Here is a 15,492-nt window from a genome sequence, read left to right on the forward strand (position 1 = left end):
TATTTTATTTTTCGATAAAAACCGAGCTTTAAAGTGGCTCGGTTTTTTATTGCAAGCTATTATGTAAAATCAACACATTAATTATTGCACCTGATTGATAACAAGGCGAAAATTAATAAGCAGTTTCAAGATGGCACAATAAGGTATTTGTTTCAAAATATAGGGCAAATGTAGCAAACCCCAAAAAATGCTCTCTATAGTGATTATTGAACGATTGAGGAAAAAATGCGGTTAACTCAAGAACAATGTCAGACATTTCGCGCCCCAAAGGTCATTGCCCTTACTAATCAAAATGGTATGAAGGTTATTCTCAGTAGCCTAGGAGCTAGTTGGGTTAGCTGTATACTTCCGCTAGCAACAGGAAAACGAGATGTTGTTTTAGGTTCACCCAATATGGCTAAACAGATGGAACAGGGGGTATACCTTGGTTCAATCGTTAGGCGAGTCGCTAACCGCATAAATAATTCACGATTCACGCTAAATGAACAGTACTATCAGCTTGCGAATAACCAAGGTGTACATTGCTTGAATGGTGGAAAACATAGTTTTAGCCATCGCATATGGGGTATTTTTCAACCAACACCTCAAAAAGCTGTTTTTTCTTTGACGTCGCCTGTTGGTGATCAAGGCTTTCCGGGGCAGTTAGACGTTGAAGTGAGCTATGAACTCACAGAAGATAATCAAGTCGTTATTCACCATACTTATCAATCGACAGAAGCTTGCCCTGTTAATCTTGCGAATCACATCTACTTTAACTTAGCGGGGGAGGACTCGGTCAGAACGGCTTTGGAACATGATTTATATATTGATGCAGACCAATATTTGCCGACATATATGGACGGTATCCCAACGGGAGAGTGGTATAACGTTGCAGATACAAATTTTGATTTTCGCCAAAGTAAACGGATTGGCCGAGATTTCTTACAAGATGATGACCAACGTCGAGTTGGGGGGTATGACCATACGTTTATATTAAACAATACATTAACCGATGGTCTGCAGACGGTGGCAACCCTCGGGGCACCAAGTGGTGATGTGCGGCTAAATATCGCAACCACGCAGCCTGCATTACATGTGTACAGTGGAAATAACCTGCTTGCAACGTCGGGGAAAACACGAACGTATGTCCCTTATTCAGGGGTAGTGATAGCAACTCAGTTTCCAGCAGATGCAATCAATCACCCTGAGTGGGGAGAACAATACAGTTCGATTGCATTTCCTCAACAAATGTATCAAAACCAAACGCGTTACCAATTTGTTTTCTAATAAAATAGTGAATATTCAGCGCCTCTATATTAAGGCGCTGAATTACTCGCCAGTTAATGCTCGCCAGTTAATAATTTCCTTAGTCTTAAATAACGAATAGATCCATATATTCATTGACGGGCATTTTTTCTAGCATTGGCTTATCGAGAGAGGCTTTTAGAATTCGAATTTGTTGAGCCTCTGGGAATTGCCTTGCTAAATTAATTCTAAATTTATTTAATAACAATGGTATCCCTTCTTTACGGCGGCGTTTATGGCCAACAGGATATTCGATAACAACTTCATCAAGCACTTGCCCATCCTTCAATGTAATGGTTAACCCATTGCTAATCGAACGTTTTTCAGGGTCATGATAGTCTCGGGTAAACTGTGCATCTTCAGTGCAATGCATTTTTGCACGTAATGCATCAATACGCTCATCTTTGGCAATATTATCTTCATAATCAGCAGCCGTTAAACGACCAAAAATTAATGGGATAGCGACCATATATTGAATGCAATGGTCACGATCTGCCGGGTTATGTAATGGGCCTTTTTTATCAATGATACGAATACAAGCTTCATGAGTGCGTATGGCAATAGACTCAATATCTTGAGCCGTTTTTCCTAATTTTTCGAGGGTTTGGTGGAGTTGTAACGCTGCCTCTACTGCTGTTTGGGAATGAAACTCAGCAGGGAAAGAAATCTTAAACAACACATTTTCCATAACATAGGAGCCATAAGGGCGTTGAAAACGCAGAGGTTGTCCATTAAATAAAACATCGTAGAAGCCCCAGGTTTTAGCCGTTAGCGCCGTTGGATAGCCCATTTCCCCTTTTTGAGCCATTAAAGCCAGCCGTACAGCACGGGAGGTGGCGTCACCTGCCGCCCATGACTTGCGAGACCCTGTATTGGGGCTGTGGCGGTAGGTACGTAAGCTGTGACCATCAATCCACGCTTGGGAAACAGCATTGAGAATTTGTTCTCTTTCCAGCCCCAATAGATGAGAAACAACCGCAGTTGATGCCACTTTGACTAAAATAACATGGTCGAGCCCGACTTGGTTAAAGGCATTTTCTAGTGCGATGCAGCCTTGAATTTCATGCGCTTTAATTAATGCAGTCAAAACATCTCTAATAACTAGCGGGGGCTTGCCTTTCGCAATGTTTTCACGAGAAAGCCAATCCGCAGTGGCTAAAATACCACCAAGGTTATCCGACGGGTGGCCCCATTCGGCAGCCAGCCAAGTGTCATTAAAGTCGAGCCAACGGCACATTGTGCCAAGATTAAATGCGCCTTGCACTGGGTCTAATTGAAATTGGGTGCCTGGGATTTTTGTGCCATTTGGCACAATCGTACCTGGAACGATAGGCCCTAATAATTTTTTACATGCAGGGTATTCAAGGGATTCCATACCGCAACCAAGGGTATCGAGCAGGCAATGATAAGCCGTATCATAGGCGAGGTCAGAAATAATTGGGTAATCCATTACATAATCAACAATATCGCTGATCACTTTATCAAATTCAATTTGTTGCGAACGCACGGTTTGTGTTGTCATTAGGTTACCTTTTAACGCTGTTCTATAGGAGTAAATAATTGATTTTCAGGACCAATATAGTTGGCTGAAGGACGAATAATTTTATTATCTTGTCGTTGCTCAATAATATGTGCTGACCAGCCAGCGGTACGTGCCATAACAAATAATGGGGTAAACATGGCGGTGGGAATCCCCATAAGGTGATAAGCCACAGCAGAAAACCAATCTAAATTTGGAAACATGTTTTTTTCACGTTTCATTACGGATTCAATTCGATCTGCGACGGTATAAAGGTGTCGATTTAGGCTCTGTTCTGATAACTGTAAAGCGACAGATTTGATAATAGGGTGGCGGGGGTCTGCGAGGGTATAAACGGGGTGGCCAAACCCAATGATAACCTCACTATTTTTAACGCGTGCTGTAATATCTTGCTCTGCTTCCTCCATTGAGGCATAACGTTGCTGAATTTCTAATGAAACTTCATTTGCCCCCCCGTGTTTTGGGCCACGCAAAGCGGCAATTGCACCTGTCATCGCAGAGTAAAAATCCGTGCCTGTTCCCGCAATAACCCTTGCTGCGAATGTCGATGCGTTAAATTCATGTTCTGCGTATAAAATTGCCGCAATATGCATAAATTTTTTCCATTGAGCAGGGGGCTTTTTACCGTGTAATAGATGCAAGAAATGCGCACCAATTGAATCATCATCAGTTTGGGTTTCAATACGTCTTCCATGGTGGCTAAAGTGATACCAATACAACAACATCGAACCCAGTGACGCTAATAAGCGATCTGCTATATCCCTAGCACCGGAAAAAGGGTGAGATTCTTTTTCGGGTAACACGCAGCCCATCATTGATACGCCTGTGCGCATGACGTCCATTGGGTGCGCGTTCGCGGGTATGGATTCTAACGTTTGTTTAACACTTGCCGGTAACCCTCGAAGAGATTGCAACTTTTCTTTATATGCAACGAGTTCGGTTGCTGTCGGCAGCCTTTCATGGATGAGCAAATGCGCGATTTCTTCAAATTCACATTGTGTGGCTAAGTCGTGAATGTCAAACCCGCGATAATGCAGGTCATTACCATTACGCCCAACGGTACAAAGTGCAGTATTTCCGGCTGTAATACCTGAAAGTGCAACGGATTTTTTAGGTTTAAATTGAGGTGTTTCAGTACGACTAAGTTGTTCATTCATCATTTATTCCTTGTAGGGACAGAGGCGATGCAACTTTTAGTAATGATAATTGCCTAAAAATTAAGATTTATTCTTGGAAAATAACGCATCCAGTTTTTGTTCATAATCGTAATAATGAATACTTTGATACAGCTCTTCTCGAGTCTGCATAAGTGGAATGACACTTTTTTGAGTGCCTTCTTTACGTAATGTTGTATAAACCTGTTCAGCGGCTTTATTCATGGCTCGAAACGCAGACAGCGGATACAGCGCAATGGCAATGTCAACACTGCGTAGTTCATCAAGAGTAAATAAAGGGGTTTGACCAAATTCAGTTAAATTGGCCAGTACGGGAGCGGAGGTATTACTTGTAAACTGTTGATACATAGAAAGCTCAGTAATTGCCTCTGGAAAAAGCATGTCCGCACCGGCTTCTAAGTAGGCTTGTGCACGTTCCAGTGCGGCATCAATGCCTTCGACCGCTAATGCATCGGTTCGAGCCATAATGACAAAGCTGCCATCGGTTCGTGCATCAACAGCCGCCTTGATGCGGTCGACCATCTCTTGTGTCGAAACAATTTCTTTATTAGGGCGATGGCCACAACGTTTTGCACCCACTTGGTCTTCAATATGCAACCCTGCCGCACCGGCTTTACAAAAGGATTTCACCGTGCGGGCGACATTAAAAGCAGAAGGGCCAAAGCCAATATCGGCATCGACCATAAGTGGTAAGTCACATACATCAGTAATGCGTCGAATATCAATTAAAACATCATCTAACGTTGAAATACCTAAGTCCGGCATGCCCAGTGACCCCGCAGCGACGCCACCTCCAGATAAGTAAATAGCTTTATAGCCAGCTTGTTTTGCAAGGAGCGCGTGGTTGGCATTGATAGTTCCAACGAGCTGCAATGGAGATTCTTGCTTGATAGCCTCACGAAATTTTTGTCCTGCACTAAATGACGACATAATAGCCTCATATGATGTTAATTAATTGTAATGAAATTGAGATAACTATAGTCATATAGCAATTGACGTGCCAATTTGGCTCTAAATTACATGGGTATGCAAATGTGTTTAAAATCAAACTGATATTGTTTTTTTTGATTTGTGACGGGAAAAACAATTTTAAAATAATCGGTTGGTGTGTTTCGTTGAAACAAGATATTGTCAATTGAAACATAAATGAAACATGGTAAGAAGGTATGGCGATGATGGAAAAACCGATTATTTGGACTGTTTCAGTGTCTCGGTTATTTACACTATTTCGAGATATCAGCCCTGAATTTAGTGAACAAGCGGAAATCACCCCACTAAACCTTGGTTTTGAGCAGGCGGTAGAGGCCGTGCATCAACGATTACAGGGTGGACATTGTGATGCCATCATTAGTGCAGGTTCAAATGGTGCTTATTTAAAAAGCCATGTTTCAGTTCCTGTTATTATCGTGAAAATTAGCGGGTTCGATGTCATGCAAGCATTGGCCAAAGCCCGAGAGATTAGCGATAAAGTCGGGATCATTAATTATAAAAAAACACTTTCCTCATTAGATGAATTTCAGCAACGTTTTGGTTTGCAAATTGAACAGCGTAGTTATGTCACCGCAGAAGATGCAAGATCTCAGCTTAAAGCATTAAAAGCAATGGGAATTTCCGTTGTTGTAGGGGCTGGGCTCATCATGGATTTAGCTGATGAAATGGGGATGACAGGGGTTTTTGTCTATTCCACACAAACCATACGACAAGCATTCTCAGACGCTATCGAATTAAGCCGAATGTCGAGGCGTGAAAACCATTCGCAAGACAAATATCTCCCTCCTAATCCCGCAAAAGTCCGTTATACCATTAATGACCTGATTGGTTCGTCATTACCGATGGAACGTGTTAGGCAAACTATTATGTTGTACGCACGTTCTGATGCAACAGTATTGATTCAAGGTGCGAGTGGAACTGGGAAAGAGATGGTGGCGCAAGCGATTCATCACGAATATACCTTATTTAATCAACATAAGCGCAGTAAACAGCAAATGCCTTTTGTGGCCGTGAATTGCGGGGCGATCCCTGAAACATTATTAGAAGCCGAATTATTTGGCTATGAAGAAGGTGCCTTTACTGGCTCTCGCCGGGGTGGCCGAGCAGGGCTATTTGAACTGGCGAATGGGGGAACACTGTTCTTAGATGAAATTGGTGAAATGCCGATTGCATTACAAACAAAATTATTACGAGTGCTCGAAGAGCGTTCTGTCGTGCGTGTTGGGGGGTATAAACCGTTAAAAGTCAATGTACGAGTCATTTGTGCGACTCATTGCGATTTAGATCGTTGGGTAAGAGAAGGGCATTTTCGTGCCGATCTATTTTATCGGCTTGGGGTATTGAGAATGCGAGTTCCAGCGCTCAATGAACGTGGCGATGATATTTTTGTATTAGCGGAGCGGTTACTTAAGTTAGCCTTTGCAGGCTTAATGCTGCCGTTGCCTTCTTTTCGTGTACAGCAGTTAATTGCGTGTAAACGCTTTTTTGTTGAGTATTCATGGCCCGGTAATGTGCGAGAACTTAGAAACTTAATGGAACGAGTTGCACTTTATTGTAGCGCATACCCCGAAAAGGCCATTAGTGAGGAAATGTTGGCGAGTCTATCTCCTGAGCGCAAATGGGATGCAATAAGCCATGAGGTTGTTATTGATAAAAATAAGGAACCGCTTACTGACGTGATGAATAGGTTTGGTGGTGATCGTAAAGCCGTAGCTCAGTACTTAGGTATTAGCAGAACAACCCTATGGCGACGTCTTTCTTTATTAGAGAAAGCAAATCAGGTAAATCATGATACTAAATAATAATTAATTTGTATTTATTCAGGGGGGATTTTGATTAAAAGGTAATGGATTAGTGAGAGTGCCATTAAGGAGATAATTAGGTTGTTTTTATTCATGGAATCATTGAATACTACTTGTTGAATTAAATTCATTCAGTCGTGTTCAGTGACAAATAAATTATTTTGTTATTAAGTGCTTTTAGGATTTTTTCCATATGACTTAAGTTGTATCAAATCGTAACAAAAAAAAGAGATGTTTATATCTATCTATTGGTTTGATTTTTAAGTGTTATTTTTGTTTTTCTTGTTGTTCTTTCACTAAATTCACCATCGTAAAAAACGTGATTTTTCTCACATAAATTATTTTGCTAGTCACCATTAGATTTTCTCATTTTAACTTCATGATTGAACGTTCTATATTGCGCTCAAATTAGTCCTATCTTTGTTTTTTTACTACTGCACTAATCGCCGAAATGTGTTCTTTCTTGGGAGCACAATGCTGTCGTATTCAACGATGTAGTTGCAGCGCATATTATTTATTTTGTTAGTTGGAGAGTGGGGCGTGAATCAGTCCACTACTATCATGCGCAAACGCGACAATGCATTCGTTCCTGTTGCAGGGTTAACGATTTTTGCTATTGCATCGGGTTATTTAATGAGCTTAATCCCATTATCGATGGGAAGTTTTGGTATTGATACGCAATATGCGGGTTGGTTAGCGAGTGCGTATTATATTGGTTTATTAATTGGCTCAATGTTAATTGAACCAATTATTGCCAAAATAGGCCATCGTCTTGCCTTTATTGGCTTTTTATTGATGCTTGCCGCGACAGTTATTGTACTGCCGTGGACCCCGACCATTGAAGCTTGGTTGCCAAACCGCTTAGTTGCAGGGGTTGCAGTGGCGGGGATTTTTGTGGTTGTCGAATCTTGGTTATTGATTGGCGATAATCCGAAAGAGCGTGCTAAACGTTTAAGTTTTTATATGACGTCATTGTATGGCGGAACCACTCTTGGCCAGCTTGCTATTGGTGTTATTGGAACCCATGGCGCTTATCCGTTTATGGTGGTATTAGGGTTATTATTATTAGCGGTAATGCCACCGTTATTAGTACGTCAAGGCCAGCCAGAAAGTGGTTCGCATCAAAAACTGTCGTTGAAAAAAATTGCTCGTTTAAGTAAACCTGCAATTATCGGTTGTATGGTTTCTGGTATTACCATGGGGACTATCTATGGGTTAATGCCGTTATCATTGAAAAAAGACCAATTCACCACCGACCAAGTCGGTGTGTTGATGGCTTCAATTATTCTTGGTGGGATGTTAATACAGCCAGTTGTTAGCAAATTATCTGTCTTAATGAGTAAAACCTTATTACTTGCGATGGTTTCATTATTAGGTGTTTTTGCTATGGGTGTTATTTATATTTCGAGTGACTACTTAGTTATGATTGTCGCTTTAGCGCTACTCGGTATGTCAACTTTTGCCTTATATCCTGTGGCGATAACGTTGGCATGTGATAACTTAGATTCCTCCTATATCGTCGCAGCAACACAAGTGATGCTGTTTAGTTACAGTATAGGTTCAGCAATGGGGCCTATCGCAGCAGGGACGTTTTTAGGCCAACATAATGGTTTAGTGAATTTCTTCTTTATTGTGCTGTTAGTGACTGCGATTTATATGTTAATTGCGAGCTTACGTCGTAAAGCCAGTGTGTTAGCAAATTAATTTTATCGACAAATAAAACTGCTAAATAAAAGGCTCTGTGAATTACTTACAGGGCCTTTTTGTCGTTCTAATTATTTCTTTTTATTGACGGTTGAAGGTGACAGTTGTGCTTCAATGGGTGAATGCTTTGTATTACGTACAATGCGTTGCTCCCAAAGCTCCCCTAATTTGAAATCCCATGATAGCGGTGATATTTCTGTTCTACCTGCATTTGGGGCAAATGTAAGTTCGCTGAAATACAAGGTATTTTCATCAGACATCAAAAAATCCGCACGGCAATAATCAAAAGGTGTGACGAGTATTTCCGCTAACCGTAACATTTCTTTGAATAGTGGTGGCTCAGATACGGGTTCCAACATGTTCGGATAACCAAAAGTCACGGGTTGTAACTGCCAGTTGATATCATAAATATTAATAAATTCATTGCCAAATTCGTCTGAGTAGTCAATCTCTGCATAGGCAGGCTTACCAGAGAAGCAATGGATCCTGCATGTTTCTGGTACTAACTTCCGGTTTTTATTAGCGAATAAATCAATATATTCTTCACACATAATTTGTGCGGGAATAGTTTTATAATGACGTTCTCGAGTAATATAGTAAAGGTTTTTAGTTAAATGAAAATCTAATTTATTTTTGGCTTTTAGCCAGTCAAAGTGTGCTTTATCGCGACAAATAATGCTACTACCACTGTCGTGATTGCATTTTAAAACGAAACGCTCTGGCAGTTTGTTTAGATCAATTTCATCGACACTTTTATAAGTGGCGATGATAGGTACTAAATATTCATTTCCTATTGTTCGTGAGATATATTCCCTTACCGCGAGTTTATCTGCAAATTGTGAATATAATGGATTTTTATCTCGCAACATTCTAAAATTTACTTTCTCATTAAAGCTTTTTGGGGCTTTAAAATCAGGGCGGTAATTGAGTTTTTTAGTAAATTTATTAGTGAGATATGTTTTGTCACTCATTATAAGTGTACGTAATTTTTTTATAAAATACTCTGCTTTTTTCATGCGAGCACCAACCATTCTAAAATTGTAGTGTGTAATTAAAATCTAATTTTTATTTGATTATATTTTTTATAACTTAAATAAAGCATCAATAAATGTAACGGTCAATTTAATAATTTCTTAATAAATAAATATTAAACAAAAGATAAATAATGTTCATTTTGTTAATAATAGCCGGATATCCGTACACTTTTATATCAATAATTCAATCGATCGTTTTAATTATTCGTCATTAATAATAAGGGTATTGTTTATTTAAAGTGTAACAAAAGTAAAGAAGATAGACCTTAAGGATTTATTTAGATAATGTCCCTCCTAAAATAAGGGAATAGAGGGGACATTTGAGAGAATTGTTATTTATAACTTACTAAGATGACTATTTTAATGGCGGCTGCCCCATCTTTTTTAGGAATCGTATTTGGGCCGCAACGAGTTGTTTGTAATCAATACAACGATATGGCATATCATATTGCTGCGCCAATTGGGCTAAGATGCGAGCTAAAGCAGGGTAATGGCGGTGATGCCAATGAGGAAAAATATGATGTGTAAGATGGTAGTTTAGTCCCCCAGTTAAACGCCATAAATAATGGGGGGTCGGTAGCCAGTCACAAGCCGTGACAAAATTATGATGGTACCAACCATGCTTGATCTGTTTATCTTCAGGCGCAGTGAAAAACTGCGTCTCTGCCCAATGTGTACCGAGTAATAAATAAATGACAAAAATGGATGCAATCATTTGGCTCAATAAGTAAGTGATAAGTATTGTTGTTAAGCTGATCCCATGGCTGTGAGCCACTAGCAGTGGGGTGCCAATCATTAATATTAAGTGACATACTTTGCTACCTAAAAATAGCGTCCAACCCAGTTTACCCTGTAAAACTTTCTGTGTTTTTAAGCGTGTTTTCCCTGTTCTGTCCGACCAATCAAAAACCAGTGCTATCCATGTGAGTGATAATGATGCAACGAAAGGCCAATAAATATGTTGATATTTCATGAAAGGCCGCCAGCGTTGAAATGGCGTTTGGCGGAATATACCATTTTCTTCAGTATCTAAATCATAATGCTCAATGTTGGCATAGTGATGGTGATAATGAACATGGCGTGTACGCCAAAACTCTGGCTCTAAACCTAAAGGTAATGTCACTAAACGGCCAAATAACCGATTTTTCCAGCTTGATTTAAATAAGGTATTATGACAGGCATCGTGCTGGCCAATCACATTCAATAGCATGATGAGTAAAACAAATACAAAATAGGATAATATGTAAATTGAGGTAGATGTTGTTATGAGTGTTGGCAGGTAACTCAGAAGAGCAAAAATAAACAAGATAGCAATTGCAGTAAGATCATATCGGCTGGCAAATACGTGATCTTGCTTAGTTTGCAGATATTCTTGACTAGCTTGTTTTAATGCAGCATGAAATTGTTGTTCGTTAGCATTTGCGAACTTGAGTTCGAAGTCAGTGTGATGCATGCTACTCTCATTTGAGGTTGTCTTCTTTTAATTAAAGAGTATATCTTCACTAAGTAAAGCGTCGCAAAATAAATATGAAGGGGGAGAAATATTTCGACTTATTCTGAATCAATTTTTATCAAGAATAATAATTTTTGGTATTTTGGACGAATATTTTTGAGAAATATCGATATAAATTGAGAATTTGTGCAAAGTAAACAATTAAATACGAGTTATCCATTAATTAAACTGATATATATTCTATAAAGTATTTGGTCAAAACACGTACTTATTAACTTTCTAAAATATAAAAACTAGCTACATCCTTGTAGAGTGATCCTTTAATATTAAGGTATCAGGGAAAAATGTGTCTGTCTGTAATAAATTATGTAAAAAGAATACTCAATCTAGTTTACTATGTTAATAATAAAATATAGTTATCATTTTAGATGGGTTTGTTTTAATTATTCATTATATTTATTTTGCCTAAGCTAAATTAGGAGCTTACCTATATTAATAATGTGTCAAAATGATGAAATAGTCACAGATAAATTATTTTTCGAATAAGGAATGTTATATGAAAAAAATACTGTTAATAATTTTATCAACACTGATTATTCCTGTGTCCGCTCAAGCAGGTTATCAATATTATGGTTGTGATAAAAAAATCTATCAACTAGAGAAACAGCTAAAATACGCCAAAATGCATGGTAACCGAAATAGAGTTGCGGGGTTAGAGCGCGCTATTTCAAATGTACAAAATAACTGTTACGACCATTATTCGGGGGCGACTGGGCCAACAAAATTAAATCATCGTTATAGCTTTACTGAAGCAGATCGTTTAGAGCAGCAGATAGAAGCATTACAAGATGAAATAGAACGCTTAAAAGCGGCTAAAAATTAACTCAATACGTAATATTAAAATCAAATATTATTTATAAGCTAAAAACCGTGTTGGATGAATTTAGCGCTATAGCTGCTTGTCGTAATTATTGTCATATTCACTTTAATTGTTGTCTAGCTATAGCGCATTGAATTAATCAGTGAAATAATAAGTTAACGTCGTTTTTTAATATTGTATACTTTTTATTATGGTTATTCGTCCTCATCAACACTGGTTTTTTCGGTTATTCGACTGGCATGGCTCTGTACTGTCAAAAATAACATTTCGGCTTTCTCTAAATATAATGATATCAATCGTAGCAGTACTAAGTTTCCAATGGTACGAGCGATTAGGTATACACTTAACAATAGCCCCCTTTAGCTTACTAGGGATTGCCATCGCAATATTCCTAGGTTTTCGCAATAATGCATGTTACAGCCGCTTGATTGAGGCTCGCACACTCTGGGCTTCGTTATTAATTAACCAAAGAAATATTCTAAGAAATATTAAAGGGTTATTACCTAATGATCAGGCCGCCCAAAAGGAATTTGCTAATTTGCTGATTGCTTTTGGTTGGAGCCTTAAACATGAATTAAGGAAAACCAGCCCAGTCATTGATATGTATAGGTTATTACCCCGTACTATTTTTGATGAGGTTATCCGAAGTCCGTTTCCCACTAGCCGAATATTATTGCAGATTGGCCTAAAGGTGGGGGAATTACGCGATAAAAAAGTCATCAGTGATGTACTCTTTCAAGCTATTAATAAAGATATTAATGCGCTATCGGAAGTTCTTGGCGGCTGCGAACGTATTGCGAACACGCCGATCCCGTTTGCTTATACACTAATTTTGCAGCGAACAGTTTACTTATTTTGTTCGTTACTTCCATTTGCATTGGTTGTTGACCTACATTATATGACGCCATTTGTTTCTGTTTTTATTTCTTACACTTTTTTAGCGTGGGATGCACTAGCCGAGGAACTTGAAGATCCTTTTGGGACTGCTGCAAATGATTTACCGCTGAATGCCATTTGTAATAGTATTGAACGCAATGCATTGGATATGTTGGATATTCAACCACTTCCCCCTCAGTACCAGCCAGATAAATATTTTAACTTGTTGTAGTGCTAATCTATTCATTCTTGAAGACAGTAGAGCGTGATATTCACGTTTTACTGTTTCTCCTTATTTCTCTTTCCTCTTTTTTCTTTTCTATCGAATATTATTTTGTCTTTTTGGGTCATACAAATCAGGAATTCTGTACAGATAATCTTATCAATACTATACTCCCCCTATGTATACTAAAGGGGCTTAAATATGCCACATTCCCCAAAAGAAAAAAAAGCAGTTCTTACGCGGGTCAGAAAGTTGAAAGGGCAATTGCTTGCCTTAGAGTCAGCCTTGGAAGATGAGGTTGAATGCGCCGCCATTTTACAACAAATTGCTGCTATTCGTGGGGCAGTTAATGGTTTGATGGCCGGGGTATTAGAGAGTCATTTGCGGGAAGGGCTTCAAGAGTCAGCAACAACACAGTTGCAAAAAGACTCAGTAGACGATGCCATCTCATTAATTCGTACCTATTTGCGGTAAATAAAGAAGGAATAACGATGAAATCACGTGCAGCAGTTGCATTTGGCCCTGGTGAGCCATTAAAAATTGTCGAAATTGATGTCATGCCACCAAAGGCTGGGGAAGTGTTAGTCAAAATTAGCCATACGGGTGTTTGCCATACTGATGCATTTACATTGTCAGGTGATGACCCTGAAGGGTTATTTCCTGTGGTATTAGGGCATGAAGGCGCGGGTGTTGTTGTTGAAGTCGGTGAAGGTGTAACTAGCGTTAGCGTTGGTGACCATGTCATCCCACTTTATACGGCAGAATGTGGAAAATGTGTTTTTTGTGAGTCAGGTAAAACAAACTTATGTGTCTCTGTTAGGGAAACACAAGGTAAAGGTGTGATGCCTGATGGGACCACACGTTTTTCTTACAATGGCCAGCCTGTTTACCATTATATGGGCTGTTCAACATTCAGTGAATATACCGTTGTTGCCGAAGTCTCTTTGGCTAAAATTAACCCTCAAGCCAACCATGAAGAAGTGTGTTTATTAGGTTGTGGCGTGACCACGGGTATCGGTGCTGTACATAATACGGCTAAAGTACAAGAAGGTGACTCAGTTGCAGTTTTTGGCCTCGGTGGGATTGGTCTTGCGGTTATTCAAGGGGCAAGGCAAGCAAAGGCTGGCCGTATTATTGCCATTGATACTAACCCGTCTAAGTTTGAACTAGCGCGCCAATTTGGTGCGACAGAATGTTTGAATCCTAATGATTTTGATAAGCCGATTCAGCAAGTGTTGATTGAGAAAACCCAGTGGGGAGTTGATCATACCTTTGAATGTATTGGTAATGTTAATGTTATGCGTGCAGCACTTGAAAGTGCACACCGAGGATGGGGCCAATCAATTATCATTGGTGTCGCAGGGGCAGGGCAAGAAATTTCAACTCGTCCATTCCAATTAGTAACAGGGCGGTCATGGCGTGGTACGGCTTTTGGTGGTGTGAAAGGCCGTAGCCAGTTGCCAAAAATGGTTGAAGATGCCATGAAGGGTGATATTGAGCTGTCTCCATTTGTGACGCACACATTGCCATTAGAGCGTATTAATGACGCATTTGATTTAATGCATGAAGGCAAATCAATCCGCACCGTTATTCACTATGATTAAGGAGTCTTTGATGGAGAGAATTGAACGCCATGCGTGTTTTGGGGGCTGGCAGGATGTTTATCAACATCAATCCACCGTGCTCGGCTGTGAAATGAAGTTCGCAGCTTTTCTACCACCACAAGCGAAAACAACCGTCTGCCCAGTGATTTATTGGTTATCAGGGTTAACCTGTAATGAACAAAATTTTATTACTAAGGCGGGAGCCCAACAATTTGCGGCAGAACATGGCGTGGTTATAATCGCACCAGATACTAGCCCTCGAGGGCCTGAGGTTGCTGATGACGAGGCTTATGATTTAGGACAAGGCGCAGGTTTTTATGTGAATGCTCTGCAAGCCCCGTGGAGTCATCATTACAGAATGTATGATTATATTGTGTCTGAGCTACCTGATTTAATCGAAACACATTTGCCTGTATCTGATAAACGTTCTATTTTTGGCCATTCTATGGGTGGACACGGGGCTTTAATGATTGGCTTACGAAATGCAGGCCGATATTCTAGTTTATCTGCATTTTCTCCTATTGTTGCTCCAACCCAAGTTCCATGGGGGCGCAAAGCCTTTATGGCTTATCTGGGGGAAGAAACAGCTAGCTGGTCTCAATATGACACTGTTGAATTAATCGGAAAAGCGGAGGCTATTCCACCTATTTTAGTGGATGTAGGCACTGCGGATCCTTTCTATCAAGAACAATTAAAACCCGAGTTATTTGCAGATATTTGTGACAAAAAGCAATTTGAATATCGTTTGAATTTACGTGATGGATATGACCACAGTTACTATTTTATTAGTAGCTTTATTGGTGAACATATTGAATTTCATGCACGCTATTTAAACGATAATAGCTGAGTATGGTAGTGTTAGATATATTGTAGGGTGAGGCCAATAGTTGGTTTCACCTTGCTATTCCTTAACGTTTTAATCATGCC

13 protein-coding genes are annotated in these 15,492 nt (G+C 39.6%); 8 read left to right on the forward strand and 5 right to left on the reverse strand.

The window, feature by feature from the left end; genetic code table 11:
* Positions 1-225 precede the first annotated feature (225 nt).
* Positions 226-1,266, forward strand: coding sequence for a galactose-1-epimerase (locus tag M1F17_RS06935; RefSeq protein ID WP_094962082.1), 1,041 nt, complete (start codon positions 226-228; stop codon positions 1,264-1,266).
* Between the two features lie 85 nt (positions 1,267-1,351).
* Here the strand turns inward: M1F17_RS06935 and M1F17_RS06940 are convergent, their stop codons facing one another.
* From M1F17_RS06940 to prpB, 3 genes are read right to left on the reverse strand one after another with little or no spacing between them, the layout of a single operon-like run.
* Complete coding sequence (locus M1F17_RS06940) at positions 1,352-2,806, reverse strand: bifunctional 2-methylcitrate dehydratase/aconitate hydratase (protein WP_094962083.1); 1,455 nt, start codon at positions 2,804-2,806, stop codon at positions 1,352-1,354.
* A gap of 11 nt (positions 2,807-2,817) precedes the next feature.
* Entirely contained in the window at positions 2,818-3,981 is a 1,164-nt protein-coding gene (gene prpC / locus M1F17_RS06945; RefSeq protein WP_144141730.1) for a 2-methylcitrate synthase, read from the reverse strand.
* A gap of 60 nt (positions 3,982-4,041) precedes the next feature.
* The gene (gene prpB, locus M1F17_RS06950) at positions 4,042-4,929 is read right to left on the reverse strand and encodes a methylisocitrate lyase (RefSeq protein WP_110592133.1); all 888 of its coding nucleotides are present in this window, start codon (positions 4,927-4,929) and stop codon (positions 4,042-4,044) included.
* A gap of 245 nt (positions 4,930-5,174) precedes the next feature.
* Between prpB and prpR the strand changes: the two genes are divergently transcribed.
* Both prpR and M1F17_RS06960 read left to right on the forward strand, forming a co-directional pair.
* On the forward strand, positions 5,175-6,791 hold the full coding sequence (prpR, locus tag M1F17_RS06955) for a propionate catabolism operon regulatory protein PrpR (RefSeq protein WP_094962134.1): 1,617 nt from the start codon (positions 5,175-5,177) through the stop codon (positions 6,789-6,791).
* Positions 6,792-7,352: 561 nt separating this feature from the next.
* Positions 7,353-8,495 carry an MFS transporter gene (locus tag M1F17_RS06960; protein ID WP_004261743.1) on the forward strand — a complete coding sequence of 381 codons (1,143 nt, stop codon included), beginning with the start codon at positions 7,353-7,355 and terminating at the stop codon, positions 8,493-8,495.
* A 71-nt stretch (positions 8,496-8,566) separates the two neighbouring features.
* Here the strand turns inward: M1F17_RS06960 and M1F17_RS06965 are convergent, their stop codons facing one another.
* Both M1F17_RS06965 and M1F17_RS06970 read right to left on the reverse strand, forming a co-directional pair.
* A complete protein-coding gene (locus M1F17_RS06965; RefSeq protein WP_094962086.1) occupies positions 8,567-9,511 on the reverse strand; it encodes an ATP-grasp fold amidoligase family protein in 945 nt (314 codons plus the stop codon).
* Positions 9,512-9,884: 373 nt separating this feature from the next.
* Positions 9,885-10,982, reverse strand: a complete 1,098-nt coding sequence (locus M1F17_RS06970; protein ID WP_094962087.1) for a fatty acid desaturase family protein — start codon at positions 10,980-10,982, stop codon at positions 9,885-9,887.
* Between the two features lie 556 nt (positions 10,983-11,538).
* Between M1F17_RS06970 and M1F17_RS06975 the strand changes: the two genes are divergently transcribed.
* From M1F17_RS06975 to fghA, 5 genes are all read left to right on the forward strand, one after another.
* The gene (locus M1F17_RS06975; RefSeq protein ID WP_004261735.1) at positions 11,539-11,865 is read left to right on the forward strand and encodes a DUF1090 family protein; all 327 of its coding nucleotides are present in this window, start codon (positions 11,539-11,541) and stop codon (positions 11,863-11,865) included.
* Positions 11,866-12,052: 187 nt separating this feature from the next.
* On the forward strand, positions 12,053-12,970 hold the full coding sequence (locus M1F17_RS06980; RefSeq protein ID WP_094962088.1) for a bestrophin family protein: 918 nt from the start codon (positions 12,053-12,055) through the stop codon (positions 12,968-12,970).
* A gap of 192 nt (positions 12,971-13,162) precedes the next feature.
* On the forward strand, positions 13,163-13,435 hold the full coding sequence (frmR, locus tag M1F17_RS06985) for a formaldehyde-responsive transcriptional repressor FrmR (protein WP_004261729.1): 273 nt from the start codon (positions 13,163-13,165) through the stop codon (positions 13,433-13,435).
* A 17-nt stretch (positions 13,436-13,452) separates the two neighbouring features.
* Entirely contained in the window at positions 13,453-14,565 is a 1,113-nt protein-coding gene (locus M1F17_RS06990) for an S-(hydroxymethyl)glutathione dehydrogenase/class III alcohol dehydrogenase (protein WP_004261726.1), read from the forward strand.
* Between the two features lie 10 nt (positions 14,566-14,575).
* Entirely contained in the window at positions 14,576-15,412 is an 837-nt protein-coding gene (gene fghA, locus M1F17_RS06995) for an S-formylglutathione hydrolase (protein WP_318837330.1), read from the forward strand.
* Positions 15,413-15,492 lie beyond the last annotated feature (80 nt).

The sequence above is a fragment of the Providencia sp. PROV073 genome (assembly GCF_033688125.1).
Taxonomy (GTDB): Bacteria; Pseudomonadota; Gammaproteobacteria; order Enterobacterales; family Enterobacteriaceae; genus Providencia; species Providencia hangzhouensis.

Excerpts from the sequence above, each read along its gene's own strand:
- M1F17_RS06935 (WP_094962082.1), top strand. The coding sequence starts at position 226 with ATGCGGTTAACTCAAGAACAATGTCAGACATTTCGCGCCCCAAAGGTC.
- M1F17_RS06960 (WP_004261743.1), top strand. The coding sequence starts at position 7,353 with ATGCGCAAACGCGACAATGCATTCGTTCCTGTTGCAGGGTTAACGATT.
- frmR (WP_004261729.1), top strand. The coding sequence starts at position 13,163 with ATGCCACATTCCCCAAAAGAAAAAAAAGCAGTTCTTACGCGGGTCAGA.
- M1F17_RS06970 (WP_094962087.1), bottom strand. The coding sequence starts at position 10,982 with ATGCATCACACTGACTTCGAACTCAAGTTCGCAAATGCTAACGAACAA.
- M1F17_RS06940 (WP_094962083.1), bottom strand. The coding sequence starts at position 2,806 with ATGACAACACAAACCGTGCGTTCGCAACAAATTGAATTTGATAAAGTG.
- M1F17_RS06975 (WP_004261735.1), top strand. The coding sequence starts at position 11,539 with ATGAAAAAAATACTGTTAATAATTTTATCAACACTGATTATTCCTGTG.
- M1F17_RS06965 (WP_094962086.1), bottom strand. The coding sequence starts at position 9,511 with ATGAAAAAAGCAGAGTATTTTATAAAAAAATTACGTACACTTATAATG.
- M1F17_RS06980 (WP_094962088.1), top strand. The coding sequence starts at position 12,053 with ATGGTTATTCGTCCTCATCAACACTGGTTTTTTCGGTTATTCGACTGG.
- M1F17_RS06990 (WP_004261726.1), top strand. The coding sequence starts at position 13,453 with ATGAAATCACGTGCAGCAGTTGCATTTGGCCCTGGTGAGCCATTAAAA.
- prpR (WP_094962134.1), top strand. The coding sequence starts at position 5,175 with ATGGAAAAACCGATTATTTGGACTGTTTCAGTGTCTCGGTTATTTACA.
- prpB (WP_110592133.1), bottom strand. The coding sequence starts at position 4,929 with ATGTCGTCATTTAGTGCAGGACAAAAATTTCGTGAGGCTATCAAGCAA.
- prpC (WP_144141730.1), bottom strand. The coding sequence starts at position 3,981 with ATGAATGAACAACTTAGTCGTACTGAAACACCTCAATTTAAACCTAAA.
- fghA (WP_318837330.1), top strand. The coding sequence starts at position 14,576 with ATGGAGAGAATTGAACGCCATGCGTGTTTTGGGGGCTGGCAGGATGTT.